This window comes from Cryobacterium sp. Y57, assembly GCF_002929505.1.
In the GTDB taxonomy this organism is placed as follows: domain Bacteria; phylum Actinomycetota; class Actinomycetes; order Actinomycetales; family Microbacteriaceae; genus Cryobacterium.
Genome location: NZ_PJJL01000071.1, coordinates 78,008 through 100,545 on the forward strand (window position 1 = coordinate 78,008; position 22,538 = coordinate 100,545).

At 65.4% G+C, this 22,538-nt stretch carries 18 protein-coding genes; 5 read left to right on the forward strand and 13 right to left on the reverse strand.

Going from position 1 to position 22,538, the window contains the following annotated elements:
• Positions 1-2 precede the first annotated feature (2 nt).
• From CXY72_RS14500 to hrcA, 3 genes are all read right to left on the reverse strand, one after another.
• Positions 3-743 (reverse strand): 16S rRNA (uracil(1498)-N(3))-methyltransferase, encoded by a 741-nt coding sequence (locus CXY72_RS14500; RefSeq protein ID WP_104128381.1) that lies wholly within the window; start codon positions 741-743, stop codon positions 3-5.
• 1 nt (position 744) lies between these two features.
• Positions 745-1,851 carry a molecular chaperone DnaJ gene (gene dnaJ, locus CXY72_RS14505; RefSeq protein ID WP_104128382.1) on the reverse strand — a complete coding sequence of 369 codons (1,107 nt, stop codon included), beginning with the start codon at positions 1,849-1,851 and terminating at the stop codon, positions 745-747.
• Positions 1,852-1,930: 79 nt separating this feature from the next.
• Positions 1,931-2,950, reverse strand: a complete 1,020-nt coding sequence (hrcA, locus tag CXY72_RS14510) for a heat-inducible transcriptional repressor HrcA (protein ID WP_104128383.1) — start codon at positions 2,948-2,950, stop codon at positions 1,931-1,933.
• A gap of 463 nt (positions 2,951-3,413) precedes the next feature.
• Between hrcA and CXY72_RS14515 the strand changes: the two genes are divergently transcribed.
• Complete coding sequence (locus tag CXY72_RS14515; RefSeq protein ID WP_233197858.1) at positions 3,414-3,821, forward strand: DUF4870 domain-containing protein; 408 nt, start codon at positions 3,414-3,416, stop codon at positions 3,819-3,821.
• On the opposite strand, the gene hemW is transcribed toward CXY72_RS14515, so the two are convergent.
• The 3 genes from hemW to lepA are packed head-to-tail and all read right to left on the reverse strand — an operon-like array spanning position 3,818 to position 7,584.
• Positions 3,818-5,041 carry a radical SAM family heme chaperone HemW gene (gene hemW / locus CXY72_RS14520; RefSeq protein WP_104128384.1) on the reverse strand — a complete coding sequence of 408 codons (1,224 nt, stop codon included), beginning with the start codon at positions 5,039-5,041 and terminating at the stop codon, positions 3,818-3,820. The genes CXY72_RS14515 and hemW overlap by 4 nt on opposite strands.
• Before the next feature lie 36 nt (positions 5,042-5,077).
• Entirely contained in the window at positions 5,078-5,728 is a 651-nt protein-coding gene (locus CXY72_RS14525) for a DUF1990 family protein (protein WP_104128385.1), read from the reverse strand.
• 5 nt (positions 5,729-5,733) lie between these two features.
• On the reverse strand, positions 5,734-7,584 hold the full coding sequence (gene lepA / locus CXY72_RS14530; RefSeq protein ID WP_104128386.1) for a translation elongation factor 4: 1,851 nt from the start codon (positions 7,582-7,584) through the stop codon (positions 5,734-5,736).
• A gap of 234 nt (positions 7,585-7,818) precedes the next feature.
• On the opposite strand from lepA, the gene CXY72_RS14535 reads away from it, so the two are divergent.
• The 3 genes from CXY72_RS14535 (at position 7,819) to CXY72_RS14545 (ending at position 9,857) form a co-directional block, all read left to right on the forward strand.
• Entirely contained in the window at positions 7,819-8,556 is a 738-nt protein-coding gene (locus CXY72_RS14535; protein WP_104128387.1) for an alpha/beta fold hydrolase, read from the forward strand.
• A 243-nt stretch (positions 8,557-8,799) separates the two neighbouring features.
• The gene (gene rpsT, locus CXY72_RS14540) at positions 8,800-9,063 is read left to right on the forward strand and encodes a 30S ribosomal protein S20 (protein ID WP_092339797.1); all 264 of its coding nucleotides are present in this window, start codon (positions 8,800-8,802) and stop codon (positions 9,061-9,063) included.
• Positions 9,064-9,230: 167 nt separating this feature from the next.
• A complete protein-coding gene (locus CXY72_RS14545; RefSeq protein ID WP_104128388.1) occupies positions 9,231-9,857 on the forward strand; it encodes a hypothetical protein in 627 nt (208 codons plus the stop codon).
• Positions 9,858-9,886: 29 nt separating this feature from the next.
• On the opposite strand, the gene holA is transcribed toward CXY72_RS14545, so the two are convergent.
• From holA to CXY72_RS14570, 5 genes are all read right to left on the reverse strand, one after another.
• Positions 9,887-10,942: a DNA polymerase III subunit delta gene (holA, locus tag CXY72_RS14550; protein ID WP_146071195.1), complete on the reverse strand. Its 1,056-nt coding sequence runs from the start codon at positions 10,940-10,942 to the stop codon at positions 9,887-9,889.
• A 38-nt stretch (positions 10,943-10,980) separates the two neighbouring features.
• On the reverse strand, positions 10,981-13,467 hold the full coding sequence (locus CXY72_RS14555; protein WP_104128389.1) for a ComEC/Rec2 family competence protein: 2,487 nt from the start codon (positions 13,465-13,467) through the stop codon (positions 10,981-10,983).
• Positions 13,464-14,192 (reverse strand): helix-hairpin-helix domain-containing protein, encoded by a 729-nt coding sequence (locus CXY72_RS14560; protein WP_104128390.1) that lies wholly within the window; start codon positions 14,190-14,192, stop codon positions 13,464-13,466. Before CXY72_RS14560 ends, CXY72_RS14555 begins: the two co-directional genes overlap by 4 nt.
• A gap of 137 nt (positions 14,193-14,329) precedes the next feature.
• Positions 14,330-16,930 carry a leucine--tRNA ligase gene (gene leuS, locus CXY72_RS14565; RefSeq protein ID WP_104128391.1) on the reverse strand — a complete coding sequence of 867 codons (2,601 nt, stop codon included), beginning with the start codon at positions 16,928-16,930 and terminating at the stop codon, positions 14,330-14,332.
• A gap of 82 nt (positions 16,931-17,012) precedes the next feature.
• Entirely contained in the window at positions 17,013-18,455 is a 1,443-nt protein-coding gene (locus CXY72_RS14570; RefSeq protein WP_104128591.1) for an anthranilate synthase component I family protein, read from the reverse strand.
• Positions 18,456-18,533: 78 nt separating this feature from the next.
• On the opposite strand from CXY72_RS14570, the gene CXY72_RS14575 reads away from it, so the two are divergent.
• Positions 18,534-19,169 carry a DedA family protein gene (locus CXY72_RS14575; protein ID WP_104128392.1) on the forward strand — a complete coding sequence of 212 codons (636 nt, stop codon included), beginning with the start codon at positions 18,534-18,536 and terminating at the stop codon, positions 19,167-19,169.
• On the opposite strand, the gene cydC is transcribed toward CXY72_RS14575, so the two are convergent.
• Both cydC and cydD read right to left on the reverse strand, forming a co-directional pair.
• Positions 19,126-20,889, reverse strand: a complete 1,764-nt coding sequence (cydC, locus tag CXY72_RS14580; RefSeq protein WP_104128393.1) for a thiol reductant ABC exporter subunit CydC — start codon at positions 20,887-20,889, stop codon at positions 19,126-19,128. The two genes, CXY72_RS14575 and cydC, sit on opposite strands and share 44 nt — an antisense overlap.
• Positions 20,882-22,537 carry a thiol reductant ABC exporter subunit CydD gene (gene cydD, locus CXY72_RS14585; RefSeq protein WP_104128394.1) on the reverse strand — a complete coding sequence of 552 codons (1,656 nt, stop codon included), beginning with the start codon at positions 22,535-22,537 and terminating at the stop codon, positions 20,882-20,884. The genes cydC and cydD overlap by 8 nt, the downstream gene beginning before the upstream one ends.
• Position 22,538 lies beyond the last annotated feature (1 nt).

A 22,538-nucleotide genomic window follows, 5' to 3' on the forward strand; every position in this document is an offset into this window, starting at 1 on the left:
CCCTACCAGCGACCGAAGGTCGCATTGAGGATTGCGAGGGCAGCTGGGCCGGCGGTCGACGTACGAAGCACGGTGTCACCGAGGCGTACCGGGGTCGCGCCGGCTTGTTCCAGCAAGAGCAGCTCGGCTGGGGAGATTCCGCCCTCGGGCCCAACGACGAGCAGAATGTCGCGGTCGTCGGTGGGCGCGGCCACCTCGGTGAGGCGACCGCTCGCGGTCGGCTCGAGCAGCAGCATCCGTGTAGTGGCAGCGAGCACGGCTAGTTGTTTGGTGCTGGCGAGCGGCGCGACGCCCGGCAACCAGGCCCGAATGGATTGTTTGCTGGCCTCGCGCACAATGCTGATCCAGCGTTCGTGGCCCTTGGCTATCTTCGGGCCCTCCCATTTGGTGATGGAACGGGATGCGGCCCAGGGAATGACGCCGTCGACACCGAGCTCGGTGGCGGCCTGCACGGCAAGCTCGTCGCGATCACCCTTGGCGAGGGCCTGTACCAAACGGATGCGCGGCGTCGCCGCCGCGGTCTCGCTCGCGTCATCCACGCGCAGGGTCAACACCGTAGCCTCCGCCGTCAGCACCGTCCCCTGCACCAGCAACCCGGCTCCATTGCCTAAGCGCAGCCGCTCTCCGGGACGAACCCGACTGACCGTGACCGCGTGCCGCGCCTCGGCGCCATCAACAGAAACGACCGCCCCCGGGCGACACTGCGCCGCCCGGAGCGTTTCCTGCAGATAGAAATGTGCCACGTCAGCCGAGGAACCGGTCGCGCAGCTTCGCGAACAAGCCCTGCTGGTACTGGCTCAGGGTGGGTGCAGGCGCTGCATAGCGGGCAGCGAACTGCTCGATCAGGTCGCGTTCCTTGTGGTCGAGCTTGGTCGGCGTCAGTACATGGATACCGATCTTCAGGTCGCCTCGCCCGCTGCCTCGCAGCTTGGTGATGCCACGGTCCTTGATCGTGAGTACTTCTGAGCTTTGCGAACCCGCGCGAATCTCCACCTCGATATCACCGTCGAGAGCTTTCACTGTGACGTTGGTGCCCAGAATCGCGCTCGTCATCGACACGTCGAGCGAGCACATGAGGTCGTCGCCGTCGCGACTGAACACGTCGTGGTGGCGCACCTTCATCTCGAGGTAGAGGTCACCATTCGGGCCGGCCGCCGGACCGGCCTCTCCGCTGCCGGGCATCTGCAGGCGCAGGCCGGTGTCGACGCCAGCCGGAATGTCCACCGGAACCGTGCGCCGGGCGCGCACGCGGCCCTGACCGGAGCAGGTCATGCACGGCGTCGCAATGATAGTGCCGTAACCGCGGCAGGAGCCGCACGGGCTCGACGTCATCACGTTGCCGAGCAGAGACCGAACGGCGCGCTGGATACTGCCGGTACCGTGACAGATATCGCAGGTGATCGGTGATGTACCGGGGGCGCAGCAGGAGCCCTTGCAGGTGTCACACACGATCGCGGTGTCGACCTCGAGGTCGCGGTGCGTGCCGAAGATGACCTCATCGAGGTCGAGTTCAACCCGGATGAGGGCGTCCTGGCCGCGTTCGCGGCGGGACCGCGGACCGCGGCTGCTGCCGCCTCCTCCGCCAAAGAAGGTTTCGAAGATGTCGCCGAAGTTGCCGAAGTTCTGGCCGTCGAACCCGCCGTTCTGACCGCCGCCCTGGTCGTATTTCTGACGCTGTTTCGGGTCGCTGAGCACGTCGTAGGCATGGGTGATGCTTTTAAACCGTTCCGACGCTTCAGCGCCGGGGTTCACGTCGGGGTGCAGTTCACGGGCAAGGCGGCGATAGGCCTTTTTGATTTGGTCGGTGGTTGCGTCGCGGTCAACGCCGAGAGCTTCGTAGTGGTCAGCCAAAGGTGGCTCTCCTTGAGTTTTTTAGGATTATGGTTCTGGTTCTGGTGATGTGGTCTCTGCCGCCGAGGCGGCAACAGCTTTAGGTCTCGCCGAGCAGGCGGGAGAGGTAGCGAGCGACAGCGCGCACCGCCGCCATGTTATTGGAGTAATCCATGCGCGTGGGACCCAGCACGCCCAGGCGGGCGAGGTTGCCGTTCGCACTGTAGCCGCTGGTCAACACGCTTGCCTCGGGCAGGCCGAACGCCGCGTTCTCCCGGCCGATGCTCACCGAAACTCCGTGCTGGTCGGTCTCCATCTCGCCGAACAGGCGCAGCAGCACCACCTGCTCTTCGATGGCTTCGAGTACCGGGTAGATGCTGCCGGAGAAATCTTCCTCGGTGCGCACCAGGTTCGCTGCCCCGGCCATGACGAGTTTATCCTGGCGGTTGGCGCCGATTTGGTCGGCGAGGGTGCTCGTGATGAGGTCGATGAGCGGTTGCAGCATCGGCGCTCCTGGCCACACGCTCGCGGCGAGGGCGGCTCTGGCCTCGGCCATGCCGAGTCCAACGACAGCGACATTGAGTCGGGTGCGCACTTCGACGAGGGTCTGCTCATCGAGCGCCCGCGGCAGATCGATCACGCGCTGTTCCACCCCGCCGGAATCCGTGATCAGCACCGACAGGATGCGCGTCGCCGTCAGCGGCACGAACTCGATGTGCCGCACCTTGGCGCGAGAAACAGAAGGATACTGCACGAGCGCGACCTGATGAGTGAGCTGGGAGAGCAGTCGCACACTGCGTACGAGCACTTCGTCGAGGTCGGCGGCATGACCCAAAAAGGTTTCAATGGCTTGACGTTGCGCGGGAGTGAGTGGCCGCAGATCAGCGAGGTGGTCGACGAAAACGCGGTAGCCCTTATCGGTGGGGATGCGCCCCGACGAGGTGTGCGGCGCTGCGATCAGGTCTTCTTCTTCGAGGAGGGCCATGTCGTTACGAATGGTGGCAGCGGAGACGCCGAAGGCGTGTCGATCAACGATGGATTTGGAGCCGACGGGTTCACGAGAGGCAACGTAGTCCTGCACGATGACGCGCAAGACATCGAGGCCACGGTCGGAAACCATTGCGCCCACCTTCCTGATTCGTGAGGTCCAGCTTGAGTTCTGCGGATGCCGCTTACCGCGCACTCTGATGATCACACGAAAAGGTACGTTTGCCAGCACACCGTTGGCACTCGCATCCACTGACTGCTAATCATATCGCGACTGCCTGAGCAGACCCATTGCCAGCAGCCCGAAGCGAGGGTTTAATTACGGGTATACCGCCCAGCACGTTCAGTGAAGGGGACGATCATGAGCGATCCAGAGTCACACTCTGTGAACGGCCCCAACCATCATGAACCGAAGGTCGAGAAAGCCACGGGACGGCCGAAACTCCCGATATCCGTGGCCGATTCCGGTCAGCACACCACTAGCACGGTTAGGCTGGAAGGAGCAGGCGTGGGCAGTCTATGACTGTGAAAGAGGTTTCGGCGACTCAATGCCGGAACCGCCATGACCAACTCAACTTACTCGAACAGGAGACCACATGTCCGAGAACGATCCGCGCACGAATCCCTATGAATCCACCCCGTCGCACAATCCCTACTCGCAGAATATTCCTCGCCAACCGATGAGCCCGGCGGACGAGAAGATGTGGGCGACTTTGATTCACGTCGGCGGCATTCTGCTCGTTTTTCTACCCGGCCTCATCGGTTACCTCATGCTGCGCGATCGTGGTCCGTTCATTCGCGCGCACAGCGCAACGGCGTTGAATTTTCAGATCACCCTGACGATCGTCTATGTGGTGGCAGCCGCGTTGACGAGCATCCTGATCGGATACTTGATTCTGCCGGTCGCCTTCGCCCTCGGCATTATTTTCTCGATCCTGGCCGCGTTGGCAGCCAATCGCGGCCAGGGCTACGCCTACCCGCTCACCATCAAATTCTTCAGCTAATCGCTGAGGCGCCGCACCACAGCGTCGGCTAGAAGTCGCCCGCGTAGGGTCAATTCCACCGTTCCGGCCAGGGCGGCGCTGGCATCGAGGAGTTCGTCGGCGATCAAACCGGCGACCTCGACGCGCCCCGCCGCCGACAGCGATGCGACCGGAATCCCGGAGCGGATCCGGCTTTGCAGGAGGATGCGTTCGAGCTCACGGGTGGGCGCGTCGAGCGTCTCTCGGCCAGCGGCCGGTGACAGGCCGCCCCGCATCCGTTCGGAATAGGCCGCCGGATGCTTGACGTTCCACCAGCGCACACCGCCGACGTGGCTGTGGGCGCCGGGGCCGACGCCCCACCAGTCCTGGCCGGTCCAGTAGGCGAGGTTGTGCCGGGATCTGTGGGCGTCGCTCGTCGCCCAATTGCTGACCTCGTACCAGTCATACCCGGCGGCGGCGAGAAGTTCGTCGGCCAACTCGTAGAAGTCAGCCTGCTGATCGTCGTCGGTCGGAGCGATCTCGCCGCGGCGAATCTGCCGGGCCAGCTTGGTACCGTCCTCGACAATGAGTGAATAGGCGCTCAGGTGGTCGGGATGCAAACTGAGCGCGTGTTCGAGACTCGTGCGCCAGTTCGCGAGGGACTCCCCCGGCGTGCCGTAAATCAGGTCGAGGCTCACGTCGAGCCCGGCGGCGCGGGCCCACTCCACGACGAGCGGCACCCGCTCGGGGTCGTGGGTGCGCTCCAGCGTGGCGAGCACGTGCGGCACGGCAGACTGCATGCCGAACGACACGCGCGTGAAGCCGGCATCAGCGAGGGCACCGAGGTAAGCGGCGTCGACCGAGTCTGGGTTGGCTTCGGTGGTGACCTCGGCGCCGTCTGCCAGGCCCCACTGCTCGCACACCGCAGCGAGCATACGGGTCAGGTCAGTCACCGGCAGTAGCGTCGGCGTGCCTCCCCCAAAGAACACCGTGGCGACTTCGCGTGCCGGCACGCCCGACGCGGTGAGGATGCGGGCGGCCGCATCGACCTCCAGCACCGCCTGGCTGGCGTAGTCGCTTTGTTTGACGCCGCGTAGTTCGGTCGCCGTGTAGGTATTGAAGTCGCAATAGCCGCAGCGCACCCGGCAGAACGGCACGTGCAGGTACACACCGAAATCGCGCTCGGCCGCACCGACGGCCGCTGACGCGGGAAGGAGTCCGTCGTCGGGTGCGGCGTCGCCGACGGGGTGGGGTCCGGCCATAGGTAGAGCTCCAGTACGTTCGTTATGTGATGCGCGTTATTTGATCGCACCGACGGGATGCAGGGCCCGCAGGTACAGCTTGGTGAATTTCGCCTGCTGAAAGCGCAGCACCGGCCAGGCCAGACGGTAGTACCAGGTGCTGGCCCGCGAGAAGGAGCGGATGGTCAGCCAGACCGAGTCGTCCTCCCGGTGTTCAACGATGAAGGATTCTTCGCCGCTCTCGGGGTGACCGGTCAGGGTTCCGTACGCGAACCCGATGCGGGCGGCCTCGTCGATGACGTAGACCACGCGCACCGGCGCGGTCACGGCGAAAAGCCAGACCTTCATCTTCAACGTCGCGGTCATACCGTTGGCGATATATGGCGTGCCGTCGTCTGCGAACGTCGCTTCGTTGACCGGATGCTGCTCCCCGACTGCCGGGGTGCCGTCGGCTTGGAAGGTGACCGGGGTGTACTGCACGCCGGTACCGTTCTCCAGATCGGTCACCTCCATGCCGCTGCCGCGCTGGATTCCCCATGTCATCAGCAACTTGGTCGCGGCTTCAAACCGTTCGTGGGAACTGCCCAGCTTCACGCTCTGTTCCATCGGGCGATAACCCTTGGGCGGATAGCTCATCAGGTCGGGCGCCAGCGTGCCGCCGATGGCAGCGTAGCTGACGGCGGCGTCAGTGAAAGTAGCCCTGCGCATCTGTTCTACTTCTTGTCTTTCGTCTCGATGTCCCCCGACAGTGCCGCGATGAACGCTTCCTGGGGAACTTCGACCCGGCCGACCATCTTCATGCGCTTCTTGCCCTCTTTCTGCTTCTCCAGCAGTTTGCGCTTGCGCGAGATATCACCGCCGTAGCACTTGGCGAGCACGTCTTTACGCATCGCCGAAATGCTCTCGCGGGCGATGATGTGGGCGCCGATCGCGGCCTGGATGGGCACCTCGAACTGCTGGCGCGGAATAAGTTTGCGCAGGCGCCCGGTCATGAGAGCGCCGTAGGCATAGGCCTTGTCCCGGTGCACGATGGCAGAAAATGCGTCGACCTGCTCGCCCTGCAACAGGATGTCAACCTTGACCAGGTCAGCTTCCTGCTCGCCGGAGGGCTCGTAGTCGAGTGAGGCGTAGCCGGCGGTGCGGCCCTTGAGCATGTCGAAGAAGTCGAACACGATCTCACCGAGCGGCATCGTGTAGCGAATCTCGACGCGGTCCTCGCCGAGGTATTCCATGCCGAGAAGCGTGCCGCGGCGGCTCTGACACAGCTCCATGATGACGCCGACGTAGTCTTTGGGCGCGAGGATGGCGGCCTTGACCATGGGTTCGAGCACCTTGGCGATCTTTCCGGTGGGGTATTCGCTCGGGTTGGTGACCGTGATGGTGCGTTTGTCGTCGGTGGTGACCTCGTATGGCACGCTTGGCGCAGTCGTGATGAGGTCGATGTTGAATTCGCGTTCGAGGCGTTCGGTGATGATCTCGAGGTGGAGGAGGCCGAGGAAGCCACAGCGAAACCCGAAACCGAGGGCGACGGAGGTCTCCGGCTCGTAGCCGAGACTGGCGTCGGAGAGCTTGAGCTTGTCGAGGGCTTCGCGCAGCGCCGGGTAATCGCTGCCATCGATGGGGTACAGCCCGGAGAACACCATGGGCTGTGGTTCGTTGTAGCCGGGTAGCGCGTCGGTCGCCGGGCGCAGGGCCGTCGTGATGGTGTCGCCGACCTTGGACTGTCGAACGTCCTTCACGCCGGTGATCAGGTAGCCGACCTCGCCGACCTTGAGCCCCTTACTCTCGATCGGTTCGGGCGAGATGACGCCGATCTCGAGGATCTCGTGGGTCGCCTTGGTCGACATCATCTGGATTTTTTCGTGCGCCTTCAGGTGCCCGTCGATCATGCGCACGTAGGTGACGACGCCGCGGTAGCTGTCGTAGACCGAGTCGAAGATCATGGCGCGGGCGGCGGCATCCGGGTTGCCCTTCGGGGCCGGAATCATCGTGGTGGCGAGGTCAAGCAGTTCCTGCACGCCGGCGCCGGTCTTGCCGGACACGCGCAGCACGTCTTCGGGCCTGCCCCCGATGAGGCTGGCGAGCTCGCGAGCGTACTTGTCGGGGTCGGCGGCCGGCAGGTCGATCTTGTTGAGCACCGGGATGATCGTGAGGTCGTTCTCGAGGGCGAGGTAGAGGTTGGCGAGAGTCTGGGCTTCGATGCCCTGGGCCGCGTCGACGAGCAAAATAGCGCCCTCGCAGGCAGCGAGGCTGCGGGAGACCTCGTAGGTGAAGTCGACGTGGCCGGGGGTGTCGATCATGTTCAGCGCGTAGGTGACGCCGTCCAGCTCCCACGGCATGCGCACGGCCTGGCTCTTGATGGTGATGCCGCGTTCACGCTCGATATCCATGCGGTCCAGGTACTGGGCCCGCATGGAACGCTCGTCGACGACGCCGGTGATCTGCAGCATCCGGTCGGCGAGCGTCGACTTGCCATGGTCGATGTGGGCGATGATGCAAAAGTTGCGGATGAACTCGGGGGCTGTGGCGGCCGGTTCCAGCGCGTGAAGGGCTCGAGGTGACATAGTTCCACTATTCTTCCATGCTCGGTGCGCGTTGACGTTCGACGCAACTGGCGGCGTCGAACGGGAGGGCAACTTTGCACCAGCATGCTAGTCCCGCCAGGCGTGGACTGCGCGCTTTGACGGTTACCAGCGTGCTGCCGGCTGGGCCAACCTTCCGGGCTGATCAGGCCAGTTGGGCACAGCCCGTGCCAGACGCCCAGCTGACTGGCCCCGCGGCTGGCTAGGCTCACGGGCATGGCGATTCCCGAGGCCCCCGTGCCGGTTCTGCTCGTGCACGGCATCCGTACCTCGGCCACGATGTGGCGTTTTCAAGAGGAGCGGTTGCGTGCGGCCGGCTATCCCGTGCTCGCGATTGATCTGCCTGGCCATGGAGAGCGGATGAGCGAGCCGTTCACGGTGCCGGCCGCGCTCGCTGCTATCGACAACGGGGTGGCGGACCTCGGCGGCCGGGCGCTGTTGGTCGGGCTCTCGCTCGGCGGCTACTACGCCGTGGCGTACGCCGGAGAGCACCCTGATCGGGTGGCCGGGCTGGTTGCTGCGGGCTGTAGCGCCGTGCCGAAGGGAATGTTGCTCGAGGGGTATCGACTGCTGGCCCGTTCGATTCATCGCCTGCCCGATCGGGGTTTATGGCTGCACGAAACCATGGTGCACCTCATGCTGCCTTCCGCCGGAGCACACGACGTACTCGCGGGCGGCGCCGCTCTCGACGTGATGGATTCCGGGCTACGCGCGACCTCGACACTAACTCCGCTGGCCAGCCTGGCCGCGTATCCGGGGCCGATCTGGTTGGTCAATGGCGCGCTCGATCATTTTCGGTTGAACGAACGGCGCTTCCTCGCCGCCTGCCGCAACGGGAAGGTCGTCGTGGTGCGCGGGGCAACGCATCTGGCGAGCCTGGCCCAGCCCGAGCGTTTCACGACGATTCTGTTGCGGGTCGCCGGTCAGGTGACGGCGGGGCCGGGCCCGGTCTGAGGTCGCGGCATCCGTGTGCGTGCCCGATCCGACTGGCCGCCGCGGTCACTACCGTAGCGCCGGCTCTATTGGGCGCGTCCATCCCTCAACCGACCGGGGCGGGTTTTGGAGTGCAGGCGATTACTGATAGTATTAGTGGTTGGCTTGCGTGTCGGGTCCCACCCCGCACGATTTTCGCCGCTCGAGCGCCCTCTACCCGCTGAGCGGCTGTCCGTACTAGAACCTAACGAAAGCGTAAACAACGTGGCAAATATCAAGTCGCAGATCAAGCGAATTGGCACCAACAAGAAGGCTCAGGAGCGCAACAAGGCCGTCAAGAGTGAGTTCAAGTCCGCGATTCGCGCGACTCGTACCGCGATTGCCGCCGGCGACAAGGACAAGGCCGTCGTCGGTCTCGCTTTTGCTTCCAAGAAGCTCGACAAGGCCGTCAGCAAGGGTGTCATCCACCAGAACCAGGCTGCGAACAAGAAGTCGGCTATCGCGAAGGCCGTTTCCGCACTCGTCTAATCGACACCTGCAGATGAGGAAATTATCTCGGCTCCCAGCGAGCGGATGACGCCCTCGTCGCACAGAAACCCCCGCCTGATCGGCGGGGGTTTTTTGTTCGTGACGTGGGGCCCGGCATAACTCGGTAGTCCGCGTAGCTGGGCCAGCAACCCCACTAGACTGACGCGGTGAAGAGCACCCCACCGGCCAGTTTCAGCATCGCCGAAAGCGCCCCGCATCAGCGGGCGCACGCTCGTTTTGTCGCCGCGTTGCTCAGCGCCGCAGCCTTCGCCATCGCGGTGTGGCTGGCTGTCCACACGAACGATGCAGTGTCCAGCAGCACGCGCGACCAGTTGCTGATCTCGCTGGTTTCGATCGTGCTTCTAATCATTGGAATCTTGTTCTACCTCAGTGCAGCCGTGACCGGACAGCACGACTCGGAAGATTTCGAACCCGCGCGGCCTATGCGCGTTGCCCGCCGCGTCCGCTCACTCTCGAGGTTCGGTGCGGTGTTCGCGGTCGCCGCCCTGCTAGCCGTCGCCGCGCTCGGAGCACTACGCATTCTGGCGCCGCCCGCCGAACGGCCGGTGTCGGTGCAGTTCACCGAGATCACCGGGCGAGTGCAACTCGAATACTGCCCGGGTCTGCCGTCATCGTTCGAAGCCCTGGCCAAGCCGACCGATCTGGCCAGTTCGTCGACCCTGCTGCCGGTCTGGGTGGCCAGCCGGGTGTGCGGCAATCCGAGTTTTCAGCAGGGAGTGTGGCTCTACCTGAACCGCGCAAGCATCACGGTTGCCGACGCCGGCGACCGCTGAAGTCTGGTACTACGATGCACCGGCAACCGCTAGTGCTCGCCGCGACGAGAGATCACGCCGATCAGGCGTTCCAGCGCGAACACCGGGTCGCGTCCGGCACCCTTCACCGCGGCATCCGTTTCGGCCAGCGCGAGGATACAGCGGGCAAGGCCCTCATCGCTCCAGCCGCGAAGGTCTTTTTGCGCGCGTTCCACCTGCCACGGGGCCAGGCCGAATTGTGCGCCGAGCTGGGCTGACCCGCCACGGGCACCGAACACCTTGGCCATGGTGCGAATTTTCATGGCGAACGCCGCGACGATGGGCACCGGATCGGCTCCCGAGGACAGAGCGTGGCGCAGAGTCACCAGGGCCTCACCGTTGCGGCCAGCGATGGCCCAGTCGGCTACTTTGAACGCGTTCGTTTCGACCCGGCCGCCGTAATACCGATCGACCGTGGTTTCGGTGACCTCGCTCGTCGCGTCAGAGATGAGCTGCTGGCAGGCGGCGGACAGTTCGGCCAGGTCGTCAGAAAACGCTGCGACGAGCTGGCGGAGCGCACTGACCGTGACGCGTTTGCCGGCCGTCTTGAACTCGTTCGACGCAAACTCGTATTTCTCGGTGTCTTTCTTGAGTTCGCTGCAGACGACTTCGATCGCGCCGCCCCGACCGCCGCGGATGGTGTCGAGGAGTTTCTTGCCGCGCACTCCCCCGCCGTGCCGCAGTACGACGTAGGTATCCTCGGCCGGGTTCTCCAGGTAGTCCAGCGCTTCGGCCAGAAAAATGTCGCTGCATTTTTCGACATTGCTGACCCGAATCAGCCGCGGCTCGCCGAACAGCGACGGGCTTGCGAGGGTGAGCAGCTCACCCGGCGCGTAGCTGTCGGCCTGCACGTCGCTGATTTCAAGGCTCGGGTCTTCACGTTTGAGAAAGTCGCGCAGTTGACGGATGGCTCGCTCGGCGAGGAACGTTTCGGTGCCGGAGACGAGCACGATCGGAGCCGGACGTACCTCATGCCAGCCGAGCTGGGGAATGACAGTGCCCTTATTCGATCGCGCAGGCGCTGCCTTGCCGGTGCGGGAGCCGGTCGTGGCGGGTCGTGCGGCCAAAGCGATCTCCTTGGGATTGATGCGGGTGTAAAACCAGCCTAACCCGCACCACGGACGACCGGAGCTGCCGCGTGGGGTGCCGCGCCGACCGATGCGGCCGTGGCAGACGGAGAGACCGAAACCGCGGGCGGTAACCCGGGCGGACCTCGGGCGGCGACCTTCTCCGTCCAGAGTACGAGAGTGCCGTTGGCTCCCGGCGCGACGACCGACATCCCCTCCTGATCGGTGCACGCCGACAGGGTGCCGACCGACGCGAGAATAATGAGCAGTTTGTTCGTGGGGTGACCGTAGGTGTTCTTCGCCCCGACCGAGATCAGGCCGACGCGAGCACGAAGTTCCGCGTACAGCTCCGGGCTCTGGTCGGCCGAACCGTGGTGGGCCACCTTGACGACGTCGACCCGTCCCGGCGGTGACACGCGGCGGAGAACGTCCTGTGCCTCTTGCCCCAGGTCGCCGAGGAAGATGGAACGGATGCCCCGCCCGTCAAACGTGATCGTGATACTTCCCGGGTTGCCAACCTGCATGGTCGTCGCTCCACGAATGGGCCAGAGGATGTTCCAGTGCAGGCCGCCGAGCGTGCCGGAATCACCGCGCGCGGCCTGCCGAACTGCAGCTCCGCCCGCGGCGAGGCGCGCGTGCAGGCTCTCATCCTGGGCATTCTCGGGCACACCGACGAGGGCGGTGTCGACGCGCCCGATGACGGCGTCGACCCCGCCGATATGGTCAAGGTCGTAATGGGTGAGCACGAGCAGGTTGATGCGGGTGATGCCCAGAGTGGCCAGGCAGGTACTCAACAGTTTGGGGTCTGGCCCAACGTCAACGAGACCGTAGGCGTCGCCGTCGCGCACGACCACGGCGTCGCCCTGGCCGATGTCACACGCCGCAATCTGCCAATTCGATGGAAACGACACCGCTCGGCCGATTCCGGTGCCGATCAACGACCCCGCGTAGCCGCCCAGGCCGACCACGAGCACGGCGAGCACTGCCGCCGGCCAGCGCGCGGGTCGGGCGCCCGGCCCGCGCAGCACGACGATGAGGGTGAGTACGGTCCCGACGGCGAGCAGCAGCACCCCCCACACGCCGCCCGGCCAGGGCAATCGGTTACCCGGCAGGGTCGACACCACCTGAGCGACGGCGGCGATCCACGCCGAAGGGGTCCAGGCCAGGGCGAGCAGCCCGGACGCCACCCCGGGCAGCACCGGTAAGGCCAGACACGCGATCAGCCCGACCACTGTCGCGACGGGCGCGGCCGGGCCAGCCAGAATATTGGCCGGAACCCCATAGGACGGCAGGCTGGGACTCAGCAGAATCAGGACCGGCTGGCAGGCCAGCTGGGCCGCGAGCGGGATGGCGATGAGGGCGGCGAGGGCGGATGGCATCCACTGACTGAGTACGCGGCACAGCGGACCGGCGATCACGAGGAGTCCGGCGGTCGCGAGCACCGAGAGCGCAAACCCATAGTTGCGCGCCAGCCACGGATCGCTCACCAGCAGGCCGATCACAACAAACAACAGGGTTGGCACGCCCCGACCCGGTCGTCCCGCCCCAATCGAGGCGAGGGTCACCGTGGCCATCACGGCGGAGCGCAGCACGCTCGGCTCCGGGGTGACCAAAATGGTGAAGCCGAGCAACGTCAGGAGCGAGAGCACGATGCGCCAGGAGCGGCGCAGCCGGAGATAGCCGCCGAGGAGCATGATCGAGGCAATGATGATCGCGCAATTGGCTCCGGATACCGCGGTCAGGTGACTGAGAGAGCTGGTCTTCATCGCGGCATCAAGCGCGGGGCTGACCGCGCTCGTGTCACCGATAGCCAGTCCGGGCAGTAGATCACCCCCGTCGCCGGCAAGACTCGTCGCGGCCGCCCTGAACCTGGCTCGCAGCTCGTTGGCCCACTGCAACCACCATGGGGGCGCCGCAATACCACGCGCCGTTTCGGTGGTGAATAATAGGGCGACCGTGGCATCACCGAGCTCAGTCAGGCGCAGCGTGCCGCGCACGTGGAGGATCGATCCGATTTCTGGTTCGGTTCCGGCCCTGGCTGCTTCGGCGAACACCACGACCGGGCTCGACACGTGCGCGGTCGTGCCGCGGCTGTCGATCTGGGTCAGGGTGGCCTTGTACCGCACCCGTCCCGACGTTCCACTGCCGATGAAGGCTTTGGTCGCAACCGGAACCGACCAGATAGTGAGTATCGCGGTGACCGGCGCGTGCGACCCGGCGGCGTCGCGCACCTCGGGCGGCAGCCGAACCGGCGCCCACGCGGCGACGGCGGTGGCTACGAGCGCCGCGCCGGCGCAGCAGAGCAGCACGCTGGCGCACGCTGTCTGCCTGCGCCTGGATCTCGGCGCTGTCGGCCGCCCGATGCGCTGCGCCATTCGGCCGATCAGCAGTACGCCGATACAGCCGCCGGCTACTAGCCACAGCGTCACAGCGACGGCGCCGGCCACGGTGGGCGCGCCGATCAGCAGGCCGGCGGTCAGCCACACGGCCAGTGCCGGCAACGCAAGCCGCAGATCGAGGCTCATACCGTGATGAAGTCTTTGAGCGCCTCGAAGGTTTTATCGCCGATCCCGGCGACGTCGCGCAGCCCGTCGATGCTCGTAAACCGGCCGTTCTTCGTGCGATAGTCCAGGATGCGCTGGGCCATGGTCGGACCGATCCGAGGCAGGGAGTCCAGGTCGGCTACGGCGGCCGTATTGAGGTTGACCTTGGGCGCTTTCGCGTTAGCTCCCCCAGTGCCGCCGGCCCCAGTGCCGCCGACCGCTGCGGGGAGTTCCGGTGGCACTTCGCCCTGTCGGGGTACATAGAACTGCTCGCCATCACTAAGGAGGCGCGCCAAATTCACGCCCGCAGGATCGGCCTCCGCTGTCAAACCACCGGCAGCAGCAATCGCGTCCATGACCCGATCGCCGTCAGATAGTTGAAACAACCCGGGCCGTGATATCGCTCCGAGAACGTGCACAAAGATGGTGACACCGGTGTCGGTCGCAATCGCCTGGCCGGGAAGGGCGCTCGCCCCCGCTCCGACGTCGAACGGTTCTAATGTCGCGCTGCTACCCGAGGTGATCGACGCTTCCGACCCGACCGTGCGCTGCCCGGCCTGCTGGCCGACGGCGGACACGATGACGGCGACAACGAGGGCGAGCAGCAGCAGCACGACGGCTGCTCCGACGCCGACCCGCAGTCGAGGACGATAGCGGGCGGCTGGAGCAAGGCGGTCGAGGTCGAGCGGGGAACAATCAGGCTGCATGCTCGCACGCTAGGCCGGGCACAGCATCCGCTAGCCTTGCACTGCCCCATCTGTGGATGCCTTCAGCCGGCCCAGACTTGTGGAGAAGGTCCCGGTCGATCACGCGCGATCGACCGGGACGGGTCAGTCGTGTCGCGCTAGGCGCGTGTGACGAACGAGACGAGCTTGGGCACGCGAACGATCACCTTGATGATCTCGCGATCACCGATCGAACGGATGACCGCAGCGGCGTCCCGCGCCATTTTTTCCAGGTCTTCGCTGGAGATTTTCGGCGAAACTTCGAGCAGGGTACGCATTTTTCCATCGACCTGCACGACCGCCGTCACCGACTCCTGCACGAGCAGGGTCTGCTCGGCCTTGCGCCACGGCACGAGAGCGATGCACGGCTCGTAGCCGAGGTGCTCCCACATGTCTTCGGCCGCGTAGGGCGCGAAGAGGTTCAGCGCCATGGCGGTGGCCTCGGCGGCTTCACGCACTGCGGCATCCCCTGAACCGGCACCGGTGTCGATGACCTTGCGGGTGGCGTTGACCAGCTCCATCAGGCGTGCCACGACGACATTGAACTTGAACGACTCCACCAAGCCGGGCGCATCCGCAAGGAAGCGATGCGTGACGCGGCGCAGGGTGACGTCACCGGTCTTCCACTCCACGTCGGGCGCGCTGGACACGTCGCGCGCGACGCGCCAGGCGCGGGCGAGGAACTTGGCCGAACCGACCGGAGACACGTCGGCCCAGTCGATGTCGTCTTCGGGCGGGCCGGCGAAGGCCATTGTGAGGCGTACGGCATCGACACCGTGGCGTTCGACTTCCTCGGTGAAGTAGACGAGGTTGCCGCGGCTTTTGCTCATCTTGGCACCGTCGAGAATGACCATGCCCTGATTGAGCAGCGCGGTGAAGGGCTCGGTGAAGCTCACGTAGCCTTCGTCGAACAGGAACTTCGTGATGAAGCGCGCGTAGAGCAGGTGCAGGATGGCGTGCTCGACACCGCCGACGTACTGGTCGACGGGTGCCCATTTCTCGGCCTCCTTCGGGTCGAAGGCTTTGGTGTCATCACTCGGGTTCAAAAACCGCAGAAAGTACCAGGAGCTGTCGACGAAGGTGTCCAGGGTGTCGGCGTCGCGTGTCGCCGGAGTCCCGTCGATCGGGTTCGGCACATTGACCCAGTCGGTCGCTCCGCCCAGGGGCGAAGTTCCCCTCGGCTTTAGATCGAGCCCCTCTGCGGGCGGCAGCAACACCGGCAACTGATCTTCAGGAACCGGAATCTCGGTGCCGTCGGCGCCGTGGATGATGGGGATTGGCGCGCCCCAGTAACGCTGGCGGGAGACGAGCCAGTCGCGCAGGCGATAGTTCTTCGCGGAGCGGCCGAGCCCGTCGTTGGTCAGTTGCTCGATGATGCGCTTGATGGCGGTGATCTTGCTCAGGCCGTTGAGGGGGCCCGAATTGATCAGGCGGCCCTCGCCCGCCAGCGCGATGCCGGTGCTGAGCGGGTCGAGCTCTGGCAGCTCTTCGGTGCCGTCGAGCATGCCCTGAGTAATCACCGGGATCATGCCGGTGGCCGGAGAGTTGGTGTCGACGACGACCCGCACGGGCAGGTTGAAGGCACGGGCGAAGTCGAGGTCGCGCTGGTCGTGGGCCGGCACAGCCATGATCGCGCCGGTGCCATAGTCAGCGAGCACATAGTCGGCGGCCCAGACGGGCAGGCGTTCGCCGTTGACCGGGTTGATCGCGTAGCGACCGAGGAACACGCCCGTCTTGGGCCGATCAGTGGCCTGACGCTCGATCTCGGTGCTGCGCTGCACCTGCAGGAGGTAGTCCTGGAACGCCTCCTGCACGTCAGGCGTGGCCTCGGCGACGAGTTCGGCAGCGAGGTCAGAATCTGGCGCCACGACCATGAAGGTGGCGCCGAAAAGCGTGTCGGGACGGGTCGTGAACACGGTGACGCGCTCCGTGCGGCCCTCGATAGCGAAGTCGACATCCGCTCCGATGGAGCGTCCGATCCAGTTGCGCTGCATGTTGAGCACCTTGGCCGGCCAGGTGCCCTCGAGCTGGTTCAAATCATCCAGCAGGCGGTCGGCGTAGTCGGTGATCCTGAAGTACCACTGGGTGAGCTTCTTCTTCACGACGACGGCGCCGCTGCGGTCGCTCGTGCCGTCGGCCAGTACCTGTTCGTTGGCAAGCACGGTCTGGTCGATCGGGTCCCAGTTGACCCAGCTGTCCTTGCGGTAGGCGAGCCCCTTCTTGTGCAGCTGCAGGAACAGCCACTGGGTCCACTTGTAATATTCGGGGTCGCTCGTGTGCAGTTCGCGGTCCCAGTCAAAGCTGGTCGCGTAGAGCTTCATGCTCTTCTTCTGCTGGGCGATGTTGTCGTAGGTCCAACCGCGCGGGTCGATGCCCCGCTTGATGGCGGCGTTCTCGGCCGGCAGTCCAAAGGAGTCCCAGCCAATTGGGTGCAGCACGTTGAAACCCTGGTGGCGCCAGTAGCGGGCGACGACATCGCCGAGCGCGTACACCTCGGCGTGGCCCATGTGCAGGTCGCCGGAGGGGTAGGGGAACATGTCGAGCACGTACTTGCGCGGGCGGGTATCGCCCTCGGCGCTCGTCTTGAACGGGGCGAGTTCCTCCCAGATGGGTTGCCACTTCGCCTGGATCGCCGCGAAGTCGTACACTTCTTCGTCGCTCTCGTCGCGCGCGTCAATGCGTACGCTGTCATGCTCGTGTGCCACGTGACTCTCATTCATTGCAGGGGTTGTACATGATCGATGCGGGAGCATTCGCTCGGGCGCACGCGCGATGAAGCGCACGTATGCACGGTCTAGATTACTAGGGCGCGGCGATGCCGAGGCTCGCCAGCAGCGCGGCCGCCTTGATTCGGGTCTCTTCGATCTCGTCGGCGGCGATCGAGAGGGTGGTGATTCCGCCACCCGTTCCGATACTGGCTCCCTCGATATCGAGCACGATGCTGCGGATGACGATGGCCAGGTCGGCCACGCCGCCGTGCCCGATATAGCCGAATGCCCCGGAATAGACCCCCCGCGGCCCCTGTTCGAGCGCGTCGAGTATCGTCATCGCGCTCTGCTTCGGGGCACCCGTCATGGAACCGGCCGGAAAACACGACTCAATGGCGTCGACCACCGTGATACCCGGTGACAGAAGCGCTTCAATGGTGCTGACCAGTTGGTGCACGTGTGGGTAGCTCTCCACCGCCAGCAGGCTGGAGACGGCTACGGTACCGAGCTCGGCGATTCGTCCGAGGTCGTTGCGCATGAGGTCGACGATCATCAGGTTTTCGGCGCGCTCTTTGTCGCTTTTGGCGAGTTCGACTTTCAGCCGTTCGTCTTCGGCTGCCTCGTTCGAGCGTGGCCGGGTGCCTTTGATCGGTTTGGTCCGGATGCGTCGATCCCGGCTCACCTGCAGAAACTGCTCCGGGCTCGCGCTCAGCAGCGCCACGTCACCAAAGCGCAGCAAACCGCCATGGTGGCTGGGGCTGCCAGTTCGCAGCCGGCCGTAGGTTTCAACCGGGTGCCACTCGCCCGGCACCCGAATCTCATTGGTCAGGCACAGTTGGTACGCGTCGCCGTTGCCGATGAAAGCCAGGCAGGTCTCGATCAGGGCGTCATAGTCGGTGGGACTGTGACGCCACCTTGGGGCAGCGGATGCCCGCAGCAGAGAAGCGCGAGTCGGCGGGGGTGTGACGCGGTCCACCGTCTGGGTCGCCGGTAGCGCTGCGGTGATCTGGTCGAACCAGTCGGCGACGGACGCTCCTGTCTCGCCTGCACTCGCTCGTGCCACGAGTGTCACCGTACGGTCACCGTGGTCGAACCGGATCATGCGGTCTATTTCAAGCAGTGCGGCATCGGGGTACCGAGACTCGTGCGTGGGTGTACCGACGGTGTTCGCGCCCAGTTCGTAGCCGAGCCAACCGACCCAACCAAGCTCAAACCCATCCGGACGCGAGGCAGCGTCTGCAGGCGGGCTGTCGCTTTTGAGGTCGCGACGCAGAAACTCGAAGACGGTCTCGTGTGTGCTCACCGGAGGCGGGGCATCCTGCGGATAAACGTATGTGCTGGTGACCGTTCCCTCCATCACCGAGGCCGTGACGAAACGAGACCGGGGCGACGCCGCCCCGAGGTAGCTGACGCCGGTGCGCGCCCTCGGTCCGGCATCGAGCCAGAAAGAATACCGGTCGAAAGCATACAGCGCAGTAAAAACCGCGGCAGGGTCGAACCAACCGGCCAAGAGCTTGCTCTGCACGGTGCCGGTCACCACACTAGTCTAGCTTTTCGACGCGGTGGGGGCCGGGTCGACCTTGTTGAATCGCGCGCGGCACGTAGGCTGGGCACAATGAATGACATCCTCACGTGGATTCTCGACACCGTCTCCGGCGTCGACCCGGTCATTCGAACGCTTCTGGCCGGTGTGGGCATGCTGTTGGAGACCTCGGTGCTGGTGGGGCTGGTCGTACCCGGCGACACCATTGTGATCGTTGCCAGCACTGCGGTCGCCAGCCCGGTGGAATTCGTCACCCTGGTTCTGGCCGTGATCGTGGGAGCCCTGACCGGAGAGAGCATCGGTTTTGCCCTCGGGCACCACTTCGGCCCGTTCATCAGGAGCAGCAGGCTGGGGCGACGCATCGGCGAGCACAACTGGGCTCGCGCTGAGACCTACCTCGACCGGCGCGGAGGGTTGGCCGTTTTTATTTCCCGGTTTCTGCCGGTCTTGCACTCGCTGATCCCGCTCACCGTGGGAATGAGCCGTATGCGGTACGGCACCTTCATGGCCTGGACCGTACCCGCCTGCATCATCTGGTCCCTCGCCTACGTGAGCGTCGGATCGGCTGCGGCGGACGGCTACCGCGAGCTGAGCGGGCGCCTGCACTTCGCCGGCTACCTCTTCGTCGGCGTGATCGCCCTGTTCACACTCGCGGTCTTCCTCCTCAAGAAATGGCTGCACCGCCGCGAACTGCGCCACATGGACTGATTACGGTGGGCCCGCCGGCACGGGCCGGCAGCGTCACCCTCGCGGTCACGAGCTCGTCAGGTACCGGGGTATGAGAGATGAGCAGCACTGCGCGGTGCGCATCGGCCGCGGCCGTCAGGATGTCGCGCACGAGGGCATCCGCCCCGGCACTGTCGACATTGGCGGTGGGCTCGTCGACGATCAGCACCGGAAAATCGGCGAGCAGGGCCCGCGCCAGGGCAATACGCTGCGCCTGGCCGCCGGAGACCAACGCACCACGCTCGCCCACCCGGGCGTCGAGGCCGCCGCGGGCGCGGGACCACTCGGCTAGTCCGACGCGCGCCAGCACGGCTTCGAGCTCGGCATCGGTGGTGGTATCGCGGGCGAACAGCAAATTCTGGCGGATGCTGTCGTCAAATAACCACGGGCGCTGCTCGCACAGTCCGACCATGCGTCTCACCTCGGACTGGGCGAGCAGTCGCGCCTCAACCCCGTTCAATCGATATGAACCGGTGTAGTCGAGAAAGCGCTCGAGGGTTTGGGCGAGGGTGGTCTTGCCGGCGCCGCTCGGCCCGGCCAGGTGCACGCGATCGCCCGGCGCCAACCGCAGGGTGACGCCGGCCACGCCGGGTTCGTGCTGCCCTGGCCAGCGCGCGGCGAGATCGGCCAGTTCCAGAACGACCGGACCGCTGGCGCAATCGGAGGCACACAGCGTCAGCGGGTCGACCACATCGACGGGAATCTCCCCCGGGACCGCGGCCGGAACGATGTCGGCGACCCGGGTAGCACTCACCCGCACCTGCCGCCAGGCCGAGCCGGCGAGGGGAATCATACCGAAGACCTCGAACACGGCCATCGGTACGAGCACGGCCACGATGACGGTCGGGCCGAGCAGCACGGGGCTGAGCAGGCCACCGCCGCTGTCGAGGGCGGGGACACCAAAATAGAGAGCCCCGAGCGTTGCCGCGCCGGCGAACAGCGCCACCACCGCCGACTGGACGCCGATCCCGACCGATCGGCGCAGGGTGGCCTGTCGGAGGCGCGCGTCGGTACGCGCCAGCTGCTCGAGACGCGGGGTGAGAGCGTCGAAGGCGGTGAGGACGTCGAGGTTCTCGATGATCTCGAGCACCTCATCGGCGAGGGAACCGCGCAGGGGCGCGAGTTCACGATCGGCACGTGCGGACAGTGTGCCGGAGAAGAGCGTTCCGAGTATTCCGGCCAGCAGCAGGCAGACCAGCAGCGTCAGTCCGGCAGCCGGAACGATCAGCCAGATACCGACCACACTGAGCAGGGCCGTTGTTCCCGCTACCAGGAGCGGCTGCACGACGCGCAACGGCAGGTCCTGAAGATCGTCGACATCCCGCACGAGGCGGGTGAGCAGATCACCACGCCCGGTGCTGGCGAGCCCGGCCGGAGCGATGGGCACGATGCGTCGAAACATGCCGAGGCGCAGTTCGGCGAGCTGCCGGAAGGCGGCATCGTGGCTGGACACCCGTTCCAGATAGCGAAACACAGAGCGAAAAATAGCGAAGGCGCGAACCCCGACGACGGCCAATCCCAGAACCGCGAGGGACGGCATTTCGGCCGCGACGGTGATCAGCCAGGCGGAGCAGGCCAAGAGCGCCACCGCCATGACGGCGCTGCCGATGCCGGCCAGCAGACCGGGAACGAACCAGCGTGGGTGAGGCTGGGCGAGGCGCAACACGTCGCGGGTATGCGGGTGCAACGTGGCCTCAGACATGAGTCAACTCCTGCAGTTCGATCACGTTGTCGGCGGCGGCGGCGACAGCCGCGCGGTGGCTGACAACGATCACCACGCGTCCCTGGTCGGCCAGGTGTCGGAGTCCGACGAGCAGACCGGCCTCGGCGTCGGAATCGAGCGCCGAACTCGGTTCGTCCAGGATCAGCACGTGGCAATCGGTCGCCAGGGCCCGGTAGATGGCTCGTGCTGCGGCGATACGTTGGGCCTGCCCGCCCGAGAGGCCTTCACCGTTGACCCCGAGGACCGTAGCCGGTGACACCTCGGCGGCGCCGGCCCAGCGTAGTGACTGCACGACCAGCCTGTGATCGGGGCCGGTGGAATCAACGGATGCTGCGCCGAGCGCCACATTGTTGGCCACTGTCCCCCGGAACAGGCCCGGGCGTTGGCCGGCCCAGGCCAGCCAGCCGCGCGTCGCGCCGGCCGGCACTGTCACACCGTCGAGGGTGAGAGTACCGGTGAAAGGGACGAAACCAAGCAGGGCTGCGACGAGGGTCGACTTGCCAACTCCGCTTACCCCGCGCAGCACGCTGAGCTGTCCGGGAGCAAATTCCGCATGCAGGTGATCGATCACGAGGGTGTCGCCATGCCGAACGGAGACTCCGTTCAGCACCAGGGAGCCCACGCCGAGCTGTACCGTGTGGGCGACGGCATCCGCTTGTGATACTTCCGGCGTCATCTCGTCGTCGAGAATGGCGAACAATTCTTCGGCAGCGGCGAGCCCGTCTGCTGCGGCATGGAATTGCGCTCCGACCTGGCGCACCGGGAGAAAGACCTCCGGGGCGAGCAGCAGAACGAACAGGCCGACGCCGAGCAGCAGGGCACCGTCGATAAGTCGCAGGCCGATCGACACGGCGATGATCGCAACGGAGAGGCTCGCGGCGAGTTCGAGCACGAAACCGCTGAGGAAGGAGACGCGCAACACTTTCATGGTGCGAGTGCGGTATTCCTCGGTGATCGACCTGATTCGATCGAACTGGCGTCGTTCGCGGCCGTAAATCTTCAGGGTTCCGAGGCCCCCGACCACGTCGAGAAACCCGGTCGACAGACGCTGCATGGCCTGCCACTGCTCCTGCTGCACCGACTGGGTGACCCGGCCGATGAGAATCATGAAAAGCGGAATCAGCGGAATCACGACAATGACGATGAGCCCGCTGATGAGGTCTTGCGAGAGGATGACAATGATCAGGATGGGGGTGGCGATCAGGGTTAGCAACAGTTGGGGCAGGTACCGAGCGAAGTAGTTGTCGAGCGCGTCCAGTCCGGTCGTCACGACCGTCGAGAGTCGCGCGCTCTGCCGGGATGCGACCCAGTCGGGGCCGCGCTCGGCGAGCCGCGCAATGACTTTGGCGCGCAGCTGGCTTTTCACCTGGGCGGCGCCACGGTTGGCCGCTACTTCGAGCAGCCAGATGAGCACCGAGCGCAGCACGACGACTCCGGCGAGGGCGGCGAGGGTCGGCGCGATGGTGCGGAGGGGCTCCCCCGCGACGGTGAACGTGATTGCTCGGGTCAACAGCCATGCGAACGCGATGACGACGAGCGTTTGCGCCAGGCCCAGCAGCGCGCCGACCAGAAGAAACCGACGGGCTGCGTGGGCGTAGCGAAGGAGACGCGGATCCAGAGGGCGCACT